This is a genomic window from Kitasatospora sp. NPDC002040 (genome assembly GCF_040296785.1).
In the GTDB taxonomy this organism is placed as follows: Bacteria; Actinomycetota; Actinomycetes; order Streptomycetales; family Streptomycetaceae; genus Kitasatospora.
In genome coordinates this window covers 103,416-120,921 of sequence record NZ_JBEOXV010000001.1, presented here as the reverse complement: position 1 = coordinate 120,921, position 17,506 = coordinate 103,416, and the positions used below count along the sequence as shown (strand labels likewise).

At 72.3% G+C, this 17,506-nt stretch carries 20 protein-coding genes; 6 read left to right on the top strand and 14 right to left on the bottom strand.

Features of this window, described 5'->3' with window-relative positions:
• Positions 1 to 116 precede the first annotated feature (116 nt).
• Positions 117 to 1,238, top strand: coding sequence for a metallophosphoesterase (locus ABT118_RS00560; RefSeq protein WP_350643940.1), 1,122 nt, complete (start codon positions 117 to 119; stop codon positions 1,236 to 1,238).
• Positions 1,239 to 1,433: 195 nt separating this feature from the next.
• Positions 1,434 to 2,213 carry a hypothetical protein gene (locus ABT118_RS00555; RefSeq protein ID WP_350643939.1) on the top strand — a complete coding sequence of 260 codons (780 nt, stop codon included), beginning with the start codon at positions 1,434 to 1,436 and terminating at the stop codon, positions 2,211 to 2,213.
• 74 nt (positions 2,214 to 2,287) lie between these two features.
• Here the strand turns inward: ABT118_RS00555 and ABT118_RS00550 are convergent, their stop codons facing one another.
• Positions 2,288 to 2,665 (bottom strand): LppU/SCO3897 family protein, encoded by a 378-nt coding sequence (locus ABT118_RS00550; RefSeq protein WP_350643938.1) that lies wholly within the window; start codon positions 2,663 to 2,665, stop codon positions 2,288 to 2,290.
• Positions 2,666 to 2,861: 196 nt separating this feature from the next.
• A complete protein-coding gene (locus ABT118_RS00545; RefSeq protein ID WP_350643937.1) occupies positions 2,862 to 3,332 on the bottom strand; it encodes a DUF5994 family protein in 471 nt (156 codons plus the stop codon).
• A gap of 233 nt (positions 3,333 to 3,565) precedes the next feature.
• On the opposite strand from ABT118_RS00545, the gene ABT118_RS00540 reads away from it, so the two are divergent.
• Positions 3,566 to 3,982: a CBS domain-containing protein gene (locus tag ABT118_RS00540; protein ID WP_350643936.1), complete on the top strand. Its 417-nt coding sequence runs from the start codon at positions 3,566 to 3,568 to the stop codon at positions 3,980 to 3,982.
• Between the two features lie 7 nt (positions 3,983 to 3,989).
• Here the strand turns inward: ABT118_RS00540 and ABT118_RS00535 are convergent, their stop codons facing one another.
• The 5 genes from ABT118_RS00535 to ABT118_RS00515 all read right to left on the bottom strand — a co-directional run bounded on the left by ABT118_RS00535 (position 3,990) and on the right by ABT118_RS00515 (position 8,082).
• Entirely contained in the window at positions 3,990 to 4,481 is a 492-nt protein-coding gene (locus ABT118_RS00535) for a hypothetical protein (RefSeq protein WP_350643935.1), read from the bottom strand.
• Between the two features lie 97 nt (positions 4,482 to 4,578).
• On the bottom strand, positions 4,579 to 6,396 hold the full coding sequence (thiC, locus tag ABT118_RS00530; protein ID WP_350643934.1) for a phosphomethylpyrimidine synthase ThiC: 1,818 nt from the start codon (positions 6,394 to 6,396) through the stop codon (positions 4,579 to 4,581).
• A 267-nt stretch (positions 6,397 to 6,663) separates the two neighbouring features.
• Positions 6,664 to 6,864, bottom strand: coding sequence for a DUF5326 family protein (locus ABT118_RS00525; RefSeq protein WP_350643933.1), 201 nt, complete (start codon positions 6,862 to 6,864; stop codon positions 6,664 to 6,666).
• A gap of 181 nt (positions 6,865 to 7,045) precedes the next feature.
• Entirely contained in the window at positions 7,046 to 7,708 is a 663-nt protein-coding gene (gene tenA, locus ABT118_RS00520; protein ID WP_350643932.1) for a thiaminase II, read from the bottom strand.
• Positions 7,709 to 7,764: 56 nt separating this feature from the next.
• Positions 7,765 to 8,082, bottom strand: coding sequence for a cupin domain-containing protein (locus ABT118_RS00515; RefSeq protein ID WP_350643931.1), 318 nt, complete (start codon positions 8,080 to 8,082; stop codon positions 7,765 to 7,767).
• Between the two features lie 94 nt (positions 8,083 to 8,176).
• Between ABT118_RS00515 and ABT118_RS00510 the strand changes: the two genes are divergently transcribed.
• Complete coding sequence (locus tag ABT118_RS00510; RefSeq protein WP_350643930.1) at positions 8,177 to 8,554, top strand: phage holin family protein; 378 nt, start codon at positions 8,177 to 8,179, stop codon at positions 8,552 to 8,554.
• Positions 8,555 to 8,643: 89 nt separating this feature from the next.
• On the opposite strand, the gene ABT118_RS00505 is transcribed toward ABT118_RS00510, so the two are convergent.
• Positions 8,644 to 9,069, bottom strand: a complete 426-nt coding sequence (locus ABT118_RS00505) for an SsgA family sporulation/cell division regulator (protein WP_350643929.1) — start codon at positions 9,067 to 9,069, stop codon at positions 8,644 to 8,646.
• A 250-nt stretch (positions 9,070 to 9,319) separates the two neighbouring features.
• Positions 9,320 to 10,132 carry an IclR family transcriptional regulator gene (locus ABT118_RS00500; RefSeq protein WP_350643928.1) on the bottom strand — a complete coding sequence of 271 codons (813 nt, stop codon included), beginning with the start codon at positions 10,130 to 10,132 and terminating at the stop codon, positions 9,320 to 9,322.
• Between the two features lie 371 nt (positions 10,133 to 10,503).
• Between ABT118_RS00500 and ABT118_RS00495 the strand changes: the two genes are divergently transcribed.
• Entirely contained in the window at positions 10,504 to 11,028 is a 525-nt protein-coding gene (locus ABT118_RS00495) for an NUDIX domain-containing protein (protein ID WP_350643927.1), read from the top strand.
• A 48-nt stretch (positions 11,029 to 11,076) separates the two neighbouring features.
• Here the strand turns inward: ABT118_RS00495 and ABT118_RS00490 are convergent, their stop codons facing one another.
• The 4 genes from ABT118_RS00490 to pdhA all read right to left on the bottom strand — a co-directional run bounded on the left by ABT118_RS00490 (position 11,077) and on the right by pdhA (position 16,260).
• Positions 11,077 to 12,726: a globin domain-containing protein gene (locus tag ABT118_RS00490; RefSeq protein ID WP_350643926.1), complete on the bottom strand. Its 1,650-nt coding sequence runs from the start codon at positions 12,724 to 12,726 to the stop codon at positions 11,077 to 11,079.
• A gap of 125 nt (positions 12,727 to 12,851) precedes the next feature.
• Positions 12,852 to 14,129, bottom strand: a complete 1,278-nt coding sequence (locus ABT118_RS00485) for a dihydrolipoamide acetyltransferase family protein (RefSeq protein ID WP_350645071.1) — start codon at positions 14,127 to 14,129, stop codon at positions 12,852 to 12,854.
• Positions 14,129 to 15,124, bottom strand: coding sequence for an alpha-ketoacid dehydrogenase subunit beta (locus ABT118_RS00480; RefSeq protein ID WP_350643925.1), 996 nt, complete (start codon positions 15,122 to 15,124; stop codon positions 14,129 to 14,131). Before ABT118_RS00480 ends, ABT118_RS00485 begins: the two co-directional genes overlap by 1 nt.
• Complete coding sequence (pdhA, locus tag ABT118_RS00475) at positions 15,121 to 16,260, bottom strand: pyruvate dehydrogenase (acetyl-transferring) E1 component subunit alpha (RefSeq protein ID WP_350643924.1); 1,140 nt, start codon at positions 16,258 to 16,260, stop codon at positions 15,121 to 15,123. The genes ABT118_RS00480 and pdhA overlap by 4 nt, the downstream gene beginning before the upstream one ends.
• Positions 16,261 to 16,475: 215 nt before the next feature.
• Here pdhA and ABT118_RS00470 point away from each other — a divergent pair, with 215 nt between their 5' ends.
• Positions 16,476 to 16,937, top strand: a complete 462-nt coding sequence (locus ABT118_RS00470; RefSeq protein WP_350643923.1) for an Lrp/AsnC family transcriptional regulator — start codon at positions 16,476 to 16,478, stop codon at positions 16,935 to 16,937.
• A 21-nt stretch (positions 16,938 to 16,958) separates the two neighbouring features.
• Here ABT118_RS00470 and ABT118_RS00465 read toward each other — a convergent pair whose 3' ends face one another.
• On the bottom strand, positions 16,959 to 17,501 hold the full coding sequence (locus ABT118_RS00465; protein WP_350643922.1) for a DinB family protein: 543 nt from the start codon (positions 17,499 to 17,501) through the stop codon (positions 16,959 to 16,961).
• Positions 17,502 to 17,506: the final 5 nt, after the last annotated feature.

Below are 17,506 nucleotides of genomic sequence, written 5' to 3'. Positions count from 1 at the left end.
CCCGCACGCCGGAGATCGCCGCTGCTCCCCGAGCCCCTGGACAGTGCAACCGAATGCACTGCGAAAGTCACCGCCCGGTGAGGACCAGGGGAGAGCGGTCTTCCTATGATGGGCGAATGACACCCGAGGACCGCCTCCCCGGGCCTGAGCTGTCCGAGTCAGGCCCCCGCCAGCAGCAGGACCTCGACGTGCTCCCGTACGGCTCCTACTTCGAGCCCCCCGAGCCGGTCGGCGGCTACGGCTACGACGCCACCTACAGCGGGTACGGCGGCGCCCGGTTCCTGGAACAGCACTGGCCGACGGGCAGTCAGACCGCCCCCGCCTTCCGGGAGGCGACCGCCTCGGACGACCCGCCGACCATCGAGCTCGGCCCCCTGCTCGCGGCCGAGGAGCTGCACTACCCGTACCCGCAGCCCGAGCCCGGCGAGGCGCCCGGACCGCTGTACGTGGTCGGGGACGTGCACGGCTACCTCGACGAACTGCTGGCCGCGCTGCACCAGCAGGGCCTGATCGACGCGGAGGGCCACTGGTCGGCCGGGCGGTCCCGGCTCTGGTTCCTGGGCGACTTCACCGACCGGGGCCCGGACGGCATCGGCGTGATCGACCTGGTGATGCAGCTGGCCGCCGAGGCCGCCGCCGCCGGCGGGTACTGCCGGGCCCTGATGGGCAATCACGAACTGCTCTTCCTGGGCGCCGCCCGGTACGGCGACGAGCCGGTGCAGTCCACCGCGGGCACCGCCTCCTTCCTGGCCGCCTGGCGGCTGAACGGCGGTCAGCAGACCGACCTGGAGCGGCTGGAGACGCACCACGTCAGCTGGCTCTCCCGGCTCCCCGCGATCGCGCTGGAGGACGGCCACCTGCTGCTGCACTCCGACACCACCGCCTACCTCGAGTACGGCGACACCATCGACGACGTCAACGAGTCGGTGCACCGGCTGCTCGCCGACGAGGGCGCGGACGAGTGGTGGGACGCCTTCCGCCGGTTCACCAAGCGGTTCGCCTTCCGCGGCGAGGCGGGCGCGCAGGCGGTGCACGAGCTGCTCGGCGCGTACGGCGGCCACCGGGTGGTGCACGGGCACAGCCCGATCCCGTACCTCACCGGCAGCGCCCACGCCGAGGACGGCGCGCCGCCGCACATCCCCGGCCCGTACATCTACGCGGACGAGCTGGCGATCGCGATGGACGGCGGGGTCACCATGGAGGGGCGGCTGCTGGTCGCCAGGCTCCCGTTGAACTGAACTGTCACTGCACGGTGTTGACCTCGTACCGAGAGGGCTGAAATTCCGGAAACCGACTGTGTGCTGATCGGTTCCCACCCCTACCATCAAGGCATCAGCGCGCCTTCCGCGTGCGCCCGCACGCTGCCACACCCATCCACGCACACCCACGCACTGACCTCATCGCACCTCCGCGACGACGGAACGGGGTACCCCGTGGTCAACACCACCCCGCACCTGCTGGCCGAAGACCGACCGGACTTCGACCGGGCCCTGGACGAGGCACTGCGCGACGCCCGTCTCACCGAAGCCCTCCGGGCCGCCGAGCCGCACCTCAACTCGGCCCAACTGCGCACCAAGGCCGCCTCGATGGCCGACCTCATCGCCGCCCCGGCCGAGCCGGAGTACCAGCGCTACACCGCGCTCCGCGACGCCGGCCCGCCCGCACCGCTCGGCCTGACCGACCGGCTCCGCTCCGAGGACGGGGCCGGGCTGCTCCCCGTCCTCACCGTGCTCACCCCGATCCTGGCCGGTACGGGCGGCGTGGTGCTGCTCCTGATCGGGTACGCGCTGCGCGGCGCCGCACCCGAACTCGCCCTGGCCCAAGCCGTGGTGACGGCGGGTTGGATCTCGCTCGCGGTCGGCGGCGCCGCCCTGCTGGTCGGCGGCGTCGGACTGCTCCTCACCGCACTGCGGGACAGCTCCACCGTGGCCACCGTCCAGGACGGCGAACTGGCCGAGGCCCGGCGGCTCTGGCAGCTCGCCCTGCGCGAACGGGCCCTGCTCCCCTGGCTGCTCGCCAACCTCTACACCGATCCCGCCCCGCTCCCGGCCCCCCGCACCCCGCGCCCCGGCGCCCCGGGCTACACCAGCCCCGGCTTCACCAGCCCGGGCGTCGAAGGCGTCACCGAGGCCGACGGCCGCACCCCCCGCCCGGCCGAGTTCACCGGCCCGGGCTACAGCCCGCCGGACTTCACCGGACCCGACGAGGTCTGACCGGCTCCCGCCGGGTCACGCGCGCATCGCCCCGGGAGGACTGCTCTCCCCCCGAGGCGATGTCCCTTCGGCGACTACTTCCTCGGGGTCAGGCAGAGCACGAACCTGTCGCTGTCCAACTGCTGCGAGAGGGCGTCGAACTCGTCGTCGCAGACCTTCGGGTCGAAGGTGTCGTCGACGACCTTCGACACCGTGTGGGTGGCCCTGGCATCGTCGCAGCCGACCGCCTCCACCTTCGGGGCGTCGCCGCCGCCGGTGACGGCGACGCAGTCGCCGACCCCGGCGCGGACCGGGTCTTCGGAGAAGGCGTCCCTGATCCCGACCTTGGCGACCATCACGACGGCGATCACCAGGAGCACGCCGAGCCCCGAGAGCAGCTTCGTGCGCAGGCTCCTCCCGGACGCTGCCGCCGGTGGAACGGGCCGGCCCGGGGGAGTCTGCGGGGTACTCATGGGGTCCTCTGCGTGATCGGCGTGGTGGCAGTGCAGGGCGCACCTTATCCACCGCCGTTGCGGCCGGAAAGAGGAAGGGGGTCGGGATTCCGACGCACCGGCCTACTGATCCCTGGTCAGCTCATGCCGGCCGGCGGCCTGGCTCACCGACGACACCACGGCCCAGGCCAGCCAGCTCGGCACCGAGACGGCTGGCCTAGCCCTCCCCGGGGCTCCGAAGCGGCCGGCCCAGGAGTTCGGCCGCCGGGGTGCGGTTGCCGGCGGCCGACGCGCCCGCCATCGCGGCGGCGGCCACGTCCGGATGGGTGTCCGGCGGGACGACCAGGAGCAGCAGCTGGTTCTGGATCCCCCGGGTCAGCGTGATGGTGCCGACACTGGTCGAGCACCAACTCACCCGAACCGCGAAGCCGTTCGCGTCCACCGCGGTCGGGAGGTGGTGCCAGCCCTCCGGGTCGAGACCGACCCGGAGGATCCGGTCGCCCGGGTGGGCAGCGAGCGCGCTGATCAGGTCGGGAAGCTCCGCCCCCAGGTCGGTGGAGCGCGGCCACCAGGCCCCGTCGAAGAGACCGTCCCGGCGATGGGCCGGCTCCAGCATCAGGCGGGGCAGCGGGGGCATCCCGGGGGCGGACCAACCACCATCGCTGTTGGGGACGTTGACGATCCTCATCGGAAGCCGCCCATCCGGCCCGGACCCGGGCCGTCCACGACCCAGGGCGGGCACCGGCAGGCTGCCGGTGGTCGACGTTTCCTCGGTACTGCCACCGTACTCCGCGGACCGGGCCACCGGAGTAGCCTGGGGCTCTCCAGGGCACCACGCGGTCCGGCCTTCCGGCTCCGTCCTGGTTGCAGGACGACACCGGGCGGCGCAGCCGTCGCCCCGGGACAGGCGCCGGTGACACCGTGACCAGCTACCCGACCACCGACCGGCTGACCGTCGCCGACGCACTGGAGAGCCACCACTTCCAGATCACCGAGGACCGGACCGTCGGCCACGCCGACGAGGTCCTCCGCGGCGCGCACGTCCCCTATCTGCTGGTCCGCGACCACGACGGCCGCTGCGAGGGGCTGCTCACCCGGGCCGGCACCGACCCCTTCGACTCCCGGTACTCCGAGCAGACCCCGGTCGGGGCCACCGCGCACCAGCGCGGCCCGTTCGCCTGGCCCGCCCTGGGGCTGGCCCTGGCCGCCCTGGCCATGGAGATCAGGCACCTGACGGTCTGGCCGGTCACCGACGACGACGGCTACCTGCTCGGCGTCATCACCGCAGCCCGGGTCGCCGCCCTGCTCGCCCTTCCACCCGGCCGGGCCGAGCACTGACGGGCCGTCAGCACCAGGCCGAGCCGTCGTGGCTGGCGGTCACCTCCAGGCCGTACTCCCCGGGGTTCGCCGGAGGTTCCCCCGCGCTGTCGAAAGTGCCGGGAACCCACACCTTCAGGTGGGCGGTGACGGTGCCGTACGGCTTGGTGAAGCACAGTTGGCCCGCGTGTCCGTCGGGGGCCGGCTGCCAGCCGTCCCCCGACGCCTCGGCCCGGTAGAAGGCGAGCAGCTCCGCCGGGGTTCCGCCGTGCTCGTAGTGCTGGCCGGCGTAGGCGAAGCCGTCGTCCTCGTCGCAGCCCGAGTAGCGTCGGTCCAGCTGTCGCGCATCCGGCCGACGGGCGTCGAGGACGGGCAGCGTCCGCAGCCCGTCCGCCAGTTCCTGGTCCCGGGAGGTACAGCCGTAGAGCCCTCCGGTGACCGCCCAGACGCCGGCCGCACCGCAGCCCGCCAGGACGGTGAGGCCCAACAGCCCGGCCAGAATCGACTTCCGCAGCTTCATGACGCGAAGCCTAGCCATCGCGTTCCCGGGCATGCCGGAGCGCTGCCCCGGGGGATCCCCTCCTCCCCCCGGAGCAGCGCGGTCTGGTGACGTCCGGTCAGTCGGCGAGCGGGAGGTAGACCCGGTTGCCGGCGGCGGCGAACTCCTCGGACTTGGCCTGCATCCCGGCCAGGGCCTCGGCGTCGAACTCGGTGCTGACGGCGCTGGAACCGTCGCCGTGCTCCTCGCGGATCTTCTGGGAGATCTTCATCGAGCAGAACTTCGGGCCGCACATGGAGCAGAAGTGCGCGGTCTTGGCGGGCTCGGCGGGCAGCGTCTCGTCGTGGAAGGCGCGGGCCGTCTCCGGGTCGAGGGCCAGGTTGAACTGGTCCTCCCAGCGGAACTCGAACCGGGCGTCGGAGAGGGCGTCGTCCCAGTCGCTGGCGCCGGGGTGGCCCTTGGCCAGGTCGGCGGCGTGGGCGGCGATCTTGTAGGTGATCACGCCGGTCTTGACGTCGTCCCGGTTGGGCAGGCCCAGGTGCTCCTTGGGCGTGACGTAGCAGAGCATCGCGGTGCCCCACCAGGCGATCATCGCGGCGCCGATGCCCGAGGTGATGTGGTCGTAGCCGGGGGCGACGTCGGTGGTGAGCGGGCCGAGGGTGTAGAACGGCGCCTCGTCGCAGATCTCCTTCTGGAGATCCATGTTCTCCTTGATCTTGTTCATGGCGACGTGGCCGGGGCCCTCGATCATCACCTGGACGTCCCGGTCGCGGGCGATCCGGCCCAGCTCCCCCAGCGTCCTCAGCTCGGCGAACTGCGCCTCGTCGTTGGCGTCCGCGGTCGAGCCGGGGCGCAGGCCGTCACCGAGCGAGAAGGTGACGTCGTAGGCGGCGAGGATGTCGCAGAGCTCCTCGAAGTTGGTGTAGAGGAAGTTCTCCTGGTGGTGCGCCAGGCACCAGGCCGCCATGATCGAGCCGCCGCGCGAGACGATGCCGGTCTTCCGACGGGCCGTCAGCGGGACGTACCGCAGCAGCACGCCGGCGTGCACGGTCATGTAGTCGACGCCCTGCTCGCACTGCTCGATGATCGTGTCGCGGTAGACCTCCCAGCTCAGCTCCTCGGCCTTGCCGTCCACCTTCTCCAGCGCCTGGTAGAGCGGCACGGTGCCGATCGGCACGGGGGAGTTGCGCAGGATCCACTCGCGGGTGGTGTGGATGTTGCGGCCGGTGGAGAGGTCCATCACGGTGTCCGCGCCCCAGCGGGTGGCCCAGGTCATCTTCTCCACCTCCTCCTCGATCGAGGAGGTGACGGCGGAGTTGCCGATGTTGGCGTTGATCTTCACCAGGAAGTTGGTGCCGATGATGGCCGGCTCGACCTCGGGGTGGTTCACGTTCAGCGGGATGACGGCCCGTCCGATCGCGACCTCGGAGCGGACGAACTCGGCGTCCAGGCCCTCCCGGAGCGCGATGAACTCCATCTCCGGCGTGACGATCCCGCGCTTCGCGTAGGCGAGCTGGGTCACCGCGCCCCCGTCCCGGCCGCGCAGCGGGCGGCGCGGACGGCCGGGGAAGACCGCGTCCAGGTTGCGCAGGTTCCCGCCGCGCGGCGAGGTGTGCTTGATGCCGTCGTCCTCGGGGCGCGCCTCGCGGCCGTCGTACTCCTCGACGTCGCCGCGCTGACGGATCCACGGGTCGCGCAGCGCGGGCAGTCCGCGGCGGACGTCGGGCTGGTAGGACGGGTCGGTGTACGGACCCGAAGTGTCGTACAGCGGAACGGACTTGCCGTTGGTGAGCTGCACCTCGCGGTACGGGACCAGCAGGTCGGGCCGGCTGCCCTCGCGGTACGCCTTGCGCCAGGCAGGGGTCGGGTAGCCCGTGGTCGCGCTGGTCACGGCGGTGCTCGGGGCAGACTTCTGCTGTGCGTCGAACGTGGTCATGAGACCTCTATCTCCCTACGCCGGCATTACCCGGTCAGGTTCCTGCGGTCGACGCAGCGGTCGGTACGTGGTGGCGTACCGTTCAGCGCCCTCTCAGCCCGGTGCTCCGAGCTCCCGTGTCCACAGGCGGAATTGCCTGCAACAAACGTCCAACACCGTAGCGGTCCGCTCGCCCGGGGTCCAGACCGCACCGGTCGGACGACCGGTATGCGGACGGGCCCGGTCCCCCGCGAGGGGGACCGGGCCCGTGAACCGTCGGGGAGCGGGTCAGCTCTTGGCGGCCTTCTTCACCAGGATCACCACGCCGGCCGCGACGCCGACCAGGACCAGCGCCTTGATCAGGAAGCCGACCAGCGAGGCGACCGCCCCCACCACGAACCAGATCAGGTTCCAGGCGATGATCAGCACCAGAATCGGGACGACGATGTTGCGCACCCACGAGGGCAGCGACTTCCAGAGCTCAGCCATGTCCGTTCCTTCTCTCCCCTCGGGCCGGTGACGGCTTCTCCGTCGCGTCCCGTTCTTCTTTCGATACTTCGACCGTACAGGTCGGCCGACCGGCTTCCGAGGGGTCCGAGCCCGGAGAGAACCCGGAGATCACCCCTAGACGGGAGCGGGGGTTTCCCCCGGCCGACCCCGGCCGGACGGATCAGACCGGCCAGGCCTCGCGGCGCCAGGCGGCGTCCCAGAACATCCACTCGTAGCGCGAGGTGGTGGTGAAGTGCTCGATCACCCGGCGGCGTTCGGCCGGGGAGAGCTCCTCGCCGAGCCGGTCGGTGAGGGCGAGCACCCGCCGCACCACGGACTGGAAGGCCTCGTCGCCGTAGGTGGCGATCCACTTCGCGTAGAGCGGGTCCGGCGAGCCCTTGGGGACGAGCTGCTCGCCGACCCGGGCGTAGATCCAGTAGCAGGGCAGCACCGCGCCGACCGCCTCGGCGAACGAGCCGCCGTAGACGGTGGCCAGCAGGTAGCTGGTGTACGCGCGGGTGGTGGGCAGCACCGGCTCGGCGGCGGCCTGTTCGGCACTCTCGCCGAACGCGCCGAGGAAGTCGGCGTGCATGCCCTGCTCGGCGGCCAGCGCGCCCACCGCGTCGTCGGCGAAGGCCCGGACGTCCTGCTCGTCGGGGGCCTTCGCCGCGCAGACGGCGAGCGCCCGGGCGTAGTCGCGCAGGTAGTGCGAGTCCTGCACCACGAAGTGCCGGAAGGCGTCCCGCGGCAGGGTGCCGTCGGTCAGTCCGCCGATGAAGGGGTGCGCCAGGATCTCGGCGTAGATCGGCTCGATGGCCGACCAGAGCTCGTCGGTAAAGGTCACGGGTCTCGGTCTCTCCTCGGTCGGTCGGGCCGAACCGACCCTACCCGGGCGAGGGTTCAGGCCTCCGGCGGGGAGAAGACCACCAGCACCCGGAGCTCCTCGGTGATGTGGTGGAAGCGGTGCGGCACCCCGGCCGGGACGTAGACCACGCTGCCCCGGCCGACCGTGGTGGTCTCGGCACCGACGGTCAGCTCGGCCCGGCCGCTGACCACCTGGTAGAGCTCGTCCTGCTGGTGCACGGACTGGGTGTCGGTGTCCCCGGGGGAGAGGGCGTAGAGCCCGGCCGACATGTTCCGCTCCTTCAGGAAGCGCAGGTAGGCACCTTCTCCGGCACTGCGTTCGGCGTCCAGCTGGTCCAGGCGGAAGACCTTCATCGGGGGGCCACCCTCCATGTCGCGATGGCCACATTGAACAACATGCGGGCCGGGAGCTTCCCCTGGGGCCCGGCCTGCTGCCAGGCTCAGGCCCATGAAGAGCATCGTCATCAAGACACTGATCAACGCGGCCGCCATCTGGGTGGCGGCCTGGATCGTGGACGGCATCACGCTGTCCGGCGACGACTGGCAGAGCAAGACCATCACGGTGATCGCGGTCGCCCTGATCTTCGGCGTGGTGAACTTCCTCATCAAGCCGCTGGTGAAGCTGTTCTCGCTGCCGCTGTTCATCCTCACGCTCGGCCTGATCACCTTCGTGATCAACGCGCTGATGCTCTGGCTGACCTCCTGGGCCTCCGACAAGCTCGACCTGGACTTCCACGTCGAGGGCTTCTGGGCGGCCCTGCTCGGCGCCCTGATCATCAGCGTGGTGTCCTGGGGCCTCAACCTGGCCTTCGGCGACGACGACTGACGGACCGGCACCGGGTTGCCGGCGGACAGGGATGGGCCCAGCGCTTGCCGCGATGGGCCCATCTCCGCGTCCGGGCGTCCGACCGGACGTCAGCCGAGGTTCTCGCAGCCCCGGCTGAGGATGGCGGCCAGCTGGTCGTCCAGCTCGCTCCCGGTCAGCTCCTGCCCCATCGGCAGCAGCCGGTCGGTGCGGGCCAGGAAGGCGATCAGCGGCGGGGCGGAGGCGCTCAACCGGGCGTCCCCGTCCGGCGAGTGCAGCACGATGCAGACCTCGGAGAGCTCCTCGCCGACCGGGTGGATGTGCACGTCGCCCTCACCGGTCGGCCTGCTGATGCCGTCCAGCAGCAGCTCCCGGGCGAACACCCAGGTGACCGGCTCGTCGCCGGGGAGGTGGAAGGTGAAACGCACCGCGAACGGGTCCGCGGGGTCGTAGTCGAGGTCGACCACGATGCGGAAGGAGAGTTCGTGCGAGACCACGAGGTTCATCACCACGTGGCCCTGGACTGTGCTGTGCATGCGCCAGTACCTCTCGTTCTGCCCGGCCCCCGGGTGTCGCCGAAGGTCCACCGCTGCCGGCCGGGCATGCGATTCGATGTAGTGGAACGGCGCCCCGGTGGGGGCTGCCGCCGGCCCTGTGGTGGCCGAGGGGGTGCAAGCTACGGCTCAGGAGTTGTCCCCGTGTCCCCGTTCACAACCATGGTCCAGGTTTGGGGACGAAGTGGACAAGATGCGCTTTTTCAAATGGTGAGCGAACACGGACCGGGAATCAGTGGACGAAGGACGGGGACATCGCTCCGACCAGTGAACGCAGCCGGTCCGCCTTGTCCGGCAGCAGCTCGGCCTGGTCGATCGGCAGCGAGAGCGCCATGGTCGCGACCGCGGAGCCGACCGTGATCGGTACGGCGGCGCAGACCGTGCCGAGCGCGTACTGCTGGCGCTCCAGCACCGGCCGGGTCGGCTCGGCGCCGGCCAGCCGGCGGAGCAGCACCGAGCGGTCGGTGACGGTGGAGGGGGTGAGCTCGACCGGCGGGTGGCGGGAGAAGTGGTCCCGGCGGGCCTCCTCGCCGAGCTGGGAGAGCAGGCACTGGCCGATCGCGTGGGCGTGGGCGGTGCTCCGGAAGTCGGCCCACTCGGCGACGGCCGGCCGGTTCGGCCCCTGGGCGACGTCGACCAGCCGGATCTCGCCCTCCTCGTAGACCGCGAAGTAGACCGCGGCCTCCAACTCCTCGCCCAGCCGGACCATCCGGCTGCGCAGGTCGGCCCGCTCGGCCTGCCGGTCGTCGGCCCGGCCGATCCCGTCGACCGAGGCGCCGTAGAAGAACTTCCCGTCCGCACGCCGCAGGTAGCCCTCGTGGGTCAGGGTGCGGAGCAGGTGGTACGTGGTGCCGAGCGGCAGCCCGGCCGCCCGGGCCAGCTGTTTCGCGGTGGCACCCTGCAGGTGGCTGCCGACCGCCTCCAGCAGGCGCAGCGCCCGCTGCACCGACGCGATCAGGGTCGGCTGCCGGGCCGGTGCGGCCCTGGCCGGGGACCTGACGTCCCGTATGTTCCGGGTCGTCTGCGCGATCTGATTGACTGCCATACCCAGCCCCCTGCCCGAGTCAGTGCAGATGTGGGCATCCGGACCGGAGCGCTCCGATACTGCCCGATTGGCGCTCATTGCAGCACAGGGCGGACATGCCTGCAATCATTCCCGCCAGCAATGTCACCGAAAAACCTTCGAATCGAAGGTCGAGAATGGTTCGTGAGCCCTTCGAACGGATCACGCTCCGACCCCCGCCTTGCTATCGAAGATCCACTACGTCCGAGCGCCCGATCGGCCCCTGACACGCTCGGGCACGCCGAATCAACCGTTCGGCGGAACCGAACCGTCCCGTTCGCGCGTCTGTACGAGTTTCGGCCGGTACCGGGAGCGGGAGACTCCCGCACAACGCTCCTGCTCCGGAGGTGGTCATGGCCGGCCCCGTCCGCCCTGTCGTCAAGCGCACCGCGCGGGCGATCCTGCTGGAACTGGACCCGGGCGACCCGCACTCACCCGCCAGCATCGTGCTGATCAAACGGACCAGGCCCGGGGCGAAGCCGTACTGGATCACCCCGGGCGGCGGGGTCGAGCCCGAGGACCTGACGGTGGTCGACGCACTGCACCGGGAGGTGGACGAGGAGCTCGGCGGCAAGGTCGAGGACGTGGTCCCCGCCTTCGTCGACACCGTCGCGCACTCGCACCACGAGGACGGCACCCTGGCCCACCCGCACGGCGTCAAGGTCCAGCACTTCTTCGTCTGCCGACTCAGCTCGATCGACCCCTCGCTCCGGCACGGCCCCGAGGTGGAGCAGCCGCGCGGCGAGTACGAGATCGTCCGGCTGCCGTTCACCCGCGAGGGCGTCACCTCGGTCAACGTGGTCCCGCCGAGCCTGCGGGCCTACCTGGCCGCCAACATCGAGGGGGTCCGAGCGCTGCTCGCCACCGATCTGGGGTGAGCCCGGCCCGGGCGCCGGGACCCGACCGGGTGCCGGGACGGGCCCGGGTCAGAGCGCGTCCAGGTCGTGGTGGATCCGGTCGACGGTGACCCCGGCCCGGGCCAGCGCCTGCTTCGCCCGGCGCACCATCGCGGGCGGGCCGCTCAGGAAGGCGTCCCGGCCGGCCCAACTGCCGTAGCGGGAGACCGCGTCCGGGAGCTCGCCGGCCAGCAGGCCGACGGCCTGCTGCTCGGAGAGCACCGGGTGGACGGTCAGCCACGGGTGCCGGCCGGCCAGCCCGCGCAGGGTCTCCAACCCGTACAGCTCCTCCTGGCGGCGCGCGCCGTAGAAGACGTCCACCGAGCGCCCGGCGGCGCCGTGCTCGGCCACCTCCTCGACCAGCGCGGTGATCGGGGCGATCCCGGTGCCGCCGCCGAGGCAGACCAGGTCGGCGCCCCGTCCGTGGTCCAGCCGCATGCTGCCGGCCGCGGGGCCGAGCCGGAGCACGTCGCCCGGGGCCGCCCGGTTCACCAGCGCGTTGCTGACCCAGCCGGCCGGCACCGCCTTGACGTGCAGGGTGATCAGCCCGTCCGGCCGGGGCGCGGTGGCGAACGAGAAGTGCCGCCAGACCCGGGGCCACCACGGGGTCTCCAGGGTGGCGTACTGCCCGGCCCGGTACGGGTAGGCCTGGTCCGGGCGCAGGGTGAGCACCGCGATCTCCGAGGTGACCGCCTGATGGCCCACCACCTCGGCCTGCCACCACGGCGGGGAGGACTTCGCGGCCTCCTCGGCGGCGTCGGTCATCACCTTGGCGATCAGCCCGTAGACCCGGCGCCAGGCCAGCTCGGTGTCGGCGTCCCAGTGGCTGCCGCAGTACTTCTCCAGCGCCGCCACCAGGCACTCCCCGACCGGGCCGTAGTGCCCGGTCAGGGTGCCGTACTTGCGGTGGCCCCGGCCCAGCCGGGTCAGGTACTCGGTCAGCCCGGCCGGGTCGTCCGCGCTGCGGGCGGCCATCAGCAGCGAGCGGAACAGCCGGTCGCGCTGGACGTCCATGGCGGCCGGGAAGAGCGCCCTGACCTCGGGGTGGTGCACGAAGATCAGGGCGTAGAAGTGCGCGGTGGCCCGGTCGGCCAGCGGTTCGATCACCGTCAGGGTGGCCCGGATCAGCTCGATGTCGCGGGCGGTGGGCGGCTGTCCCGCGGCAGCCCCGAGACCCTCGGGCACCGGGGCCGGAACGGCCGGCGCCGCGGGCTCGCCCAGGGTGTCCAGCGCCCAGGCCCGGCTCCAGTGGTCCCCCGGCCCGGCCCAGTTGAGGCCGGGGGCCCCGGTGAACAGCGGCTCGATCGCCTGCCCGGGCGCGGGCGTCGGCGCCGGAGCCGGGGTCGGAGCGGGGTCCGGCGCCGGTGCCGGGACGGTCGGCGGATGGGTGGGCCGGGCCGGGATGACCGGGGCCACCACGGCGGCCGCCGCCGGTACTTCGGGGGCTTCGGACGCTTCGGGGGCGGCCGGCTCCGGTTCGGCGGCCGGCTCGGCGACCGGGGACGCCGGCCGGGCCGGCACCGGGCCGAGGGCCAGGGCCTTCGGCTCCGCCGGAGCCACCCGCACGGGTGGCTCCGGCGCCACCGGGGGGAGGCCGGGTACGGCGGCCACCGCGACCGAGCCGCGCCCCGCCCGGACCCTCAACGAGGCTGTCTTCACCGCGATTTGACGAGTGCCCAAGAGAATCGTTTCGCTTCCGGTCGTGCCAGTTGCTGGGCTCAGCAGACTGGCACGGCCGTACAGCTCATCGGACAAATCCGTGGAAGCCCGGACACCCGGGCCTCCCAGGCGCTACGCTCCCTCGCTCACACCTGGCGGAGCAGTACTCCCGGCTGCTCGACGCAGTCCGCGACGAACCGCAGGAACCCGCCCGCCGTACCGCCGTCGCACACCCGGTGGTCGAAGGTGAACGACAGCTGAGTGACCTGCCGGACCGCCAACTGCCCCTCGTACACCCAGGGTTTGGGCGTGATCCGGCCGACCCCGAGCATCGCCGCCTCGGGGTGGTTGAGGATCGGGGTGGACCCGTCCACCCCGAAGACACCGTAGTTGTTGAGGGTGAAGGTGCCACCGGTCAGCTCGGCCGGAGTGAGCCGGCCGGCCCGTGCGGATTCGGTCAACCTTGCGAGCTCGGCGCCCAGTTGTTCGGTGCCCAGCAGCTGGGCGTCCCGGACCACCGGGACCACCAGGCCGCGGTCGCTCTGCGCGGCGAAGCCGAGGTGCACGGCGGCGTGCCGCACGATCGCCGAACCGTCGGGCGAGACGCTGGAGTTCAGCTCGGGGAAGCGGGCCAGGGCGGCGGTCGAGATCCGCGCCAGCAGGGCCAGCACACTGATCTTCGGACCGGCCGACCGGTTCAGCTGCGCCCGCAGCTCCATCAGCGCGGTCGCGTCCGCGTCCACCCAGCAGGTGGCGGCGGGGATCTCCCGGTGACTGCGGGTCAGCTTCTCGGCCACCGCCTTGCGCAGGCCGCGCAGCGGGATCAGGCCCGCGTCCGGCACGGCGGCCGGGGGCTGCGGGGCGGCCAGTGCCTGCTCGACGTCCCGGCGCATGATCAGGCCGTCCGGGCCGCTGCCCGCCACCGTCGCCAGGTCGAGGCCGTGCTCCCGGGCCATCCGGCGCACCAGCGGCGAGATCACCGGCAGCACGACCGGGAGCTCGACCACAGGGGCCTCGACCACGGGCACCTCGACCACGGTGACCGGGGCCGCGATCGGAGCCGCAGCCGCGACCTGGGCCGACCCGCCGACCCGGCCCCGGCGGGCGCCGGGCTTCCGCTCGGCCACGCCGTAGCCGACCAGCGGCCGCTCCACCGTCTCCGCCGGGACGCCCGCGGCGGGTGACACCGCCACCGTCACCAGCGGTGCGCCGACCGGGACTTCCTCGCCCTCGGCCCCGAACCGCGCGGTGACCACCCCGCCGTACGGGCAGGGCACCTCGACCACCGCCTTGGCGGTCTCCACCTCCACCACCGGCTGGTCGACGGCGATCACCTCGCCCACCTCGACCAGCCAGCGCACCACCTCGGCCCCGGTGAGGCCCTCACCGAGATCGGGCAGCGTGAACTCGCGAACCACCGGCATCATCGTCCCTCCTCCCACTGCAGCCGGGCCACGGCGTCGAGAATCCGGTCCACCCCGGGCAGGTGGTGGTGCTCCAGCATCGGAGCGGGGTACGGGATGTCGAAGCCGGTCACCCGGAGCACCGGGGCGGCCAGGTGGTGGAAGCACTTCTCGGTCAGCCGGGCGGCGATCTCCGCGCCCGCCCCGCCGAAGCCGCCGGACTCGTGCACCACCACGGCCCGGCCGAGCGAGCGGACCACCTGGACGGCGGTCTCCTCGTCGAACGGCACCAGCGAGCGCAGGTCCAGCACCGCCAGGTCCCAGCCCTCCTCCTTCGCCGCCTCGGCCGCCTCCAGGCAGACCGGCAGCGAGGGCCCATACGTGATCAGCACCGCCGAGCGGCCCGGCCGGCGCAGCACCGCCCGGCCGATCGGCTCCACCGGCGCGGCCGCGTCCAGCGCGTCCTTGCCCCAATACAGCCGCTTGGGCTCCAGGAAGACCACCGGGTCGTCGGAGGCGATCGAGGCCCGCAGCAGCCCGTACGCGTCGGCGACGGTGGCCGGGGTGACCACGTGCAGGCCGGGGGTGTGGGTGTAGTACGCCTCGGAGGAGTCGCTGTGGTGCTCGACCCCGCCGATGCCGCCGCCGTACGGGATCCGGATGGTGATCGGCAGCGGCAGCTTCCCGGCCGTGCGGTTGCGCATCTTGGCGACGTGCGAGACGAGTTGCTCCATCGCCGGGTAGGCGAAGGCGTCGAACTGCATCTCCACCACCGGGCGCAGCCCGTACATCGCCATGCCGACGGCGGTGCCGAGGATGCCCGCCTCGGCCAGCGGGGTGTCCAGGCAGCGCTCCGGGCCGAACTCGGCGGTCAGGCCGTCGGTGATCCGGAAGACGCCGCCGAGGGCGCCGACGTCCTCGCCCAGGACGTGCACCGAGGCGTCGGCGCGCATCGCGTCCCGGAGGGCGGAGTTGAGCGCCTGCGCCATGGTGCGGGTCTCGACTGCGGTGGTCATCGCGCGTGCTCCTCGGCCTGCAGCTCGGCGGTCAACTGAGCGGCCTGCTCCAGGAGTTGCTGGGTCGGCTCGGCGTAGACGTGGGCGAACAGCGACATCGGGTCCAGTTCGGGATCGGTGTGGAACTCGGCGCGCATCCGGGCGGCCAGCGCCTCGGCCTCCTCGGTGGCGCCCTGGGCGAGCCGGTCGTCCAGCTGCCCGGTGGCCCGCAGGTGGCGCTCCATCAGCAGGATCGGGTCGTGCTCGCGCCAGGCGGCGATCTCCTCGTCCTGCCGGTAGCGGGTCGCGTCGTCGGCGTTGGTGTGCGCCTCGATCCGGTACGTGAGCGCCTCGACCAGGGTCGGGCCGCCGCCGGAGCGGGCCCGCTCGACCGCCTCGGTGAGCACCGCGTGCACGGCGAGCGCGTCGTTGCCGTCCACCAGCCGGCCCGGCATCCCGTACCCGACCGCCTTGTGGGCGAGCGTCGGGGCGGCGGACTGCCGGGTGAGCGGGACGGAGATCGCGTAGCCGTTGTTCTGCACCAGGAAGACCACCGGGGCGTTCAGCACCGCGGCGAAGTTCAGCGCCTCGTGGAAGTCACCCTCACTGGTGCCGCCGTCGCCGAGCAGCGCCAGCGCGACGGTGTCCTCGCCGCGCAGCTGCGCCGCGTACGCCAGGCCGACCGCGTGCGGGGCCTGGGTGGCGAGCGGGGTGCAGAGCGGGGCGGTGCGGGTCGCCTTCGGGTCGTAGCCGGTGTGCGCGTTGCCGCGCAGCAGCGTGAGCGCCTCCAGCGGGTCCACCCCCCGGCTGACCACGGCCAGGGTGTCCCGGTAGCTCGGGAACAGCCAGTCGTCCTGACGGAGCGCCAGCGCGGCCGCCACCTGGCAGGCCTCCTGGCCGGTGGACGCCGGGTACACGGCGAGCCGGCCCTGCTTGGTCAGCGTGGTGGCCTGCTGGTTGTAGCGCCGGCCGACCACCAGTCGGCGGTACAGCTCGGCCAGCAGCGCCGGGTCCGCCTTGTCGGCGGCCGGGGTGCCGAGCACCCGGTACGGGGACTCCTCGGGGAGCAGCGGGGCGGGATCGGTCCGCGGACCGGTGGCGTCGGGACGCCAGCCGGGCACGGGGGCGGCCAGGTGTCGATGATCGAGAACGGTCATCTCGGGCACCTCCAGAGGGTGGGGGAGGGTGCGACAGGGGCAGGTGATGCCGGTGGTGCGCGAGGAGTGACATGGCTGGTCGCCGGAGCAGCTCCTCCCTACCGATTGTTCGGTTGTCTGTTCAATCTGGCCACAGCTGCGCCAAGGTGGTGGACAATCGGCTCGAACAGCGGTCTATTGAAGACAGCACGTCCATATCGGGAGGGTCGGGGGCCGTGTCCACTGAACAGACGTCCAGGCTGGACCGGGTCGACCAGTCGATCCTCCGGCTGCTCCAACAGGACGGGCGGGCGTCGATCCGCTCCATCGCCGAGCGGGTGCACGTCTCCCGGGCCAACGCCTACGCCCGGATCGCCCGGATGGTCGAGGACGGCATCATCCGGGGCTTCACCGCTCGGATAGACCACGAACGGGCCGGGCAGGGGGCCTCGGCGTACATCACGCTCAAGATCGTCCAGAACTCCTGGCGGACGGTCCGCGAGCAGCTGCTCGCGCTGCCGGGGGTGGCGCACATCGCGCTGGTCGGTGGCGAGTTCGACGTGCTGCTGCTGGTGCACACGGCCGACAACCACGCCCTGCGGGAGCTGGTCCTCGGCCAGATCCAGGGCATCCCGCAGGTCCTCGCGACGCAGACCCTGCTGGTCTTCGAGGAGACCGACCAGGTGCCTCCGGTCTAGGCAGGCACTCGGCCGTCCGTCTCAGTAGCCCGTCACGCCGTCCAGACTCTCGCGCAGCAGGTCGGCGTGGCCGTTGTGGCGGGCGTACTCCGCGAGCAGGTGGATCAGGATGCGGCGGAGCGAGACCGGTGCGCCGGTGGCGCGGTGGGTGCCGGTGGCGTCCAGGTCGGGGGTGGCGGCGACGATCCGGCGGGAGTGCTCGACCTCGGTGCGCCAGACGGCCAGGGCCTCGGCGACGCTGCCGTCGAGCCGCTCGAAGTCCTGCTCGGGGTCGTCGTCGGAGTAGTACAGCAGCGGCACGTCCTCCCCCGCGAACTGGATCCGGAACCACCAGCGCTCCACCCCGGCCAGGTGCCGCAGCAGGCCGTGCAGGCTGAGCCCGGAGGGCGGCACCGGGCGGGCGGAGAGCTCGGCGTCGGACAGGCCGCCGCACTTGAGGACGAGCGTCTCCCGGTGCCAGTCCAGGAAGGCGGTGAGCAGCTCCCGTTCGGTGCCGGTCAGCGGCAGCGGTTCGCGGTCGTCCTCGGCCAGCGGTTGGGCGAAGTGCGCAGGAATCTCGGTCATGCCGG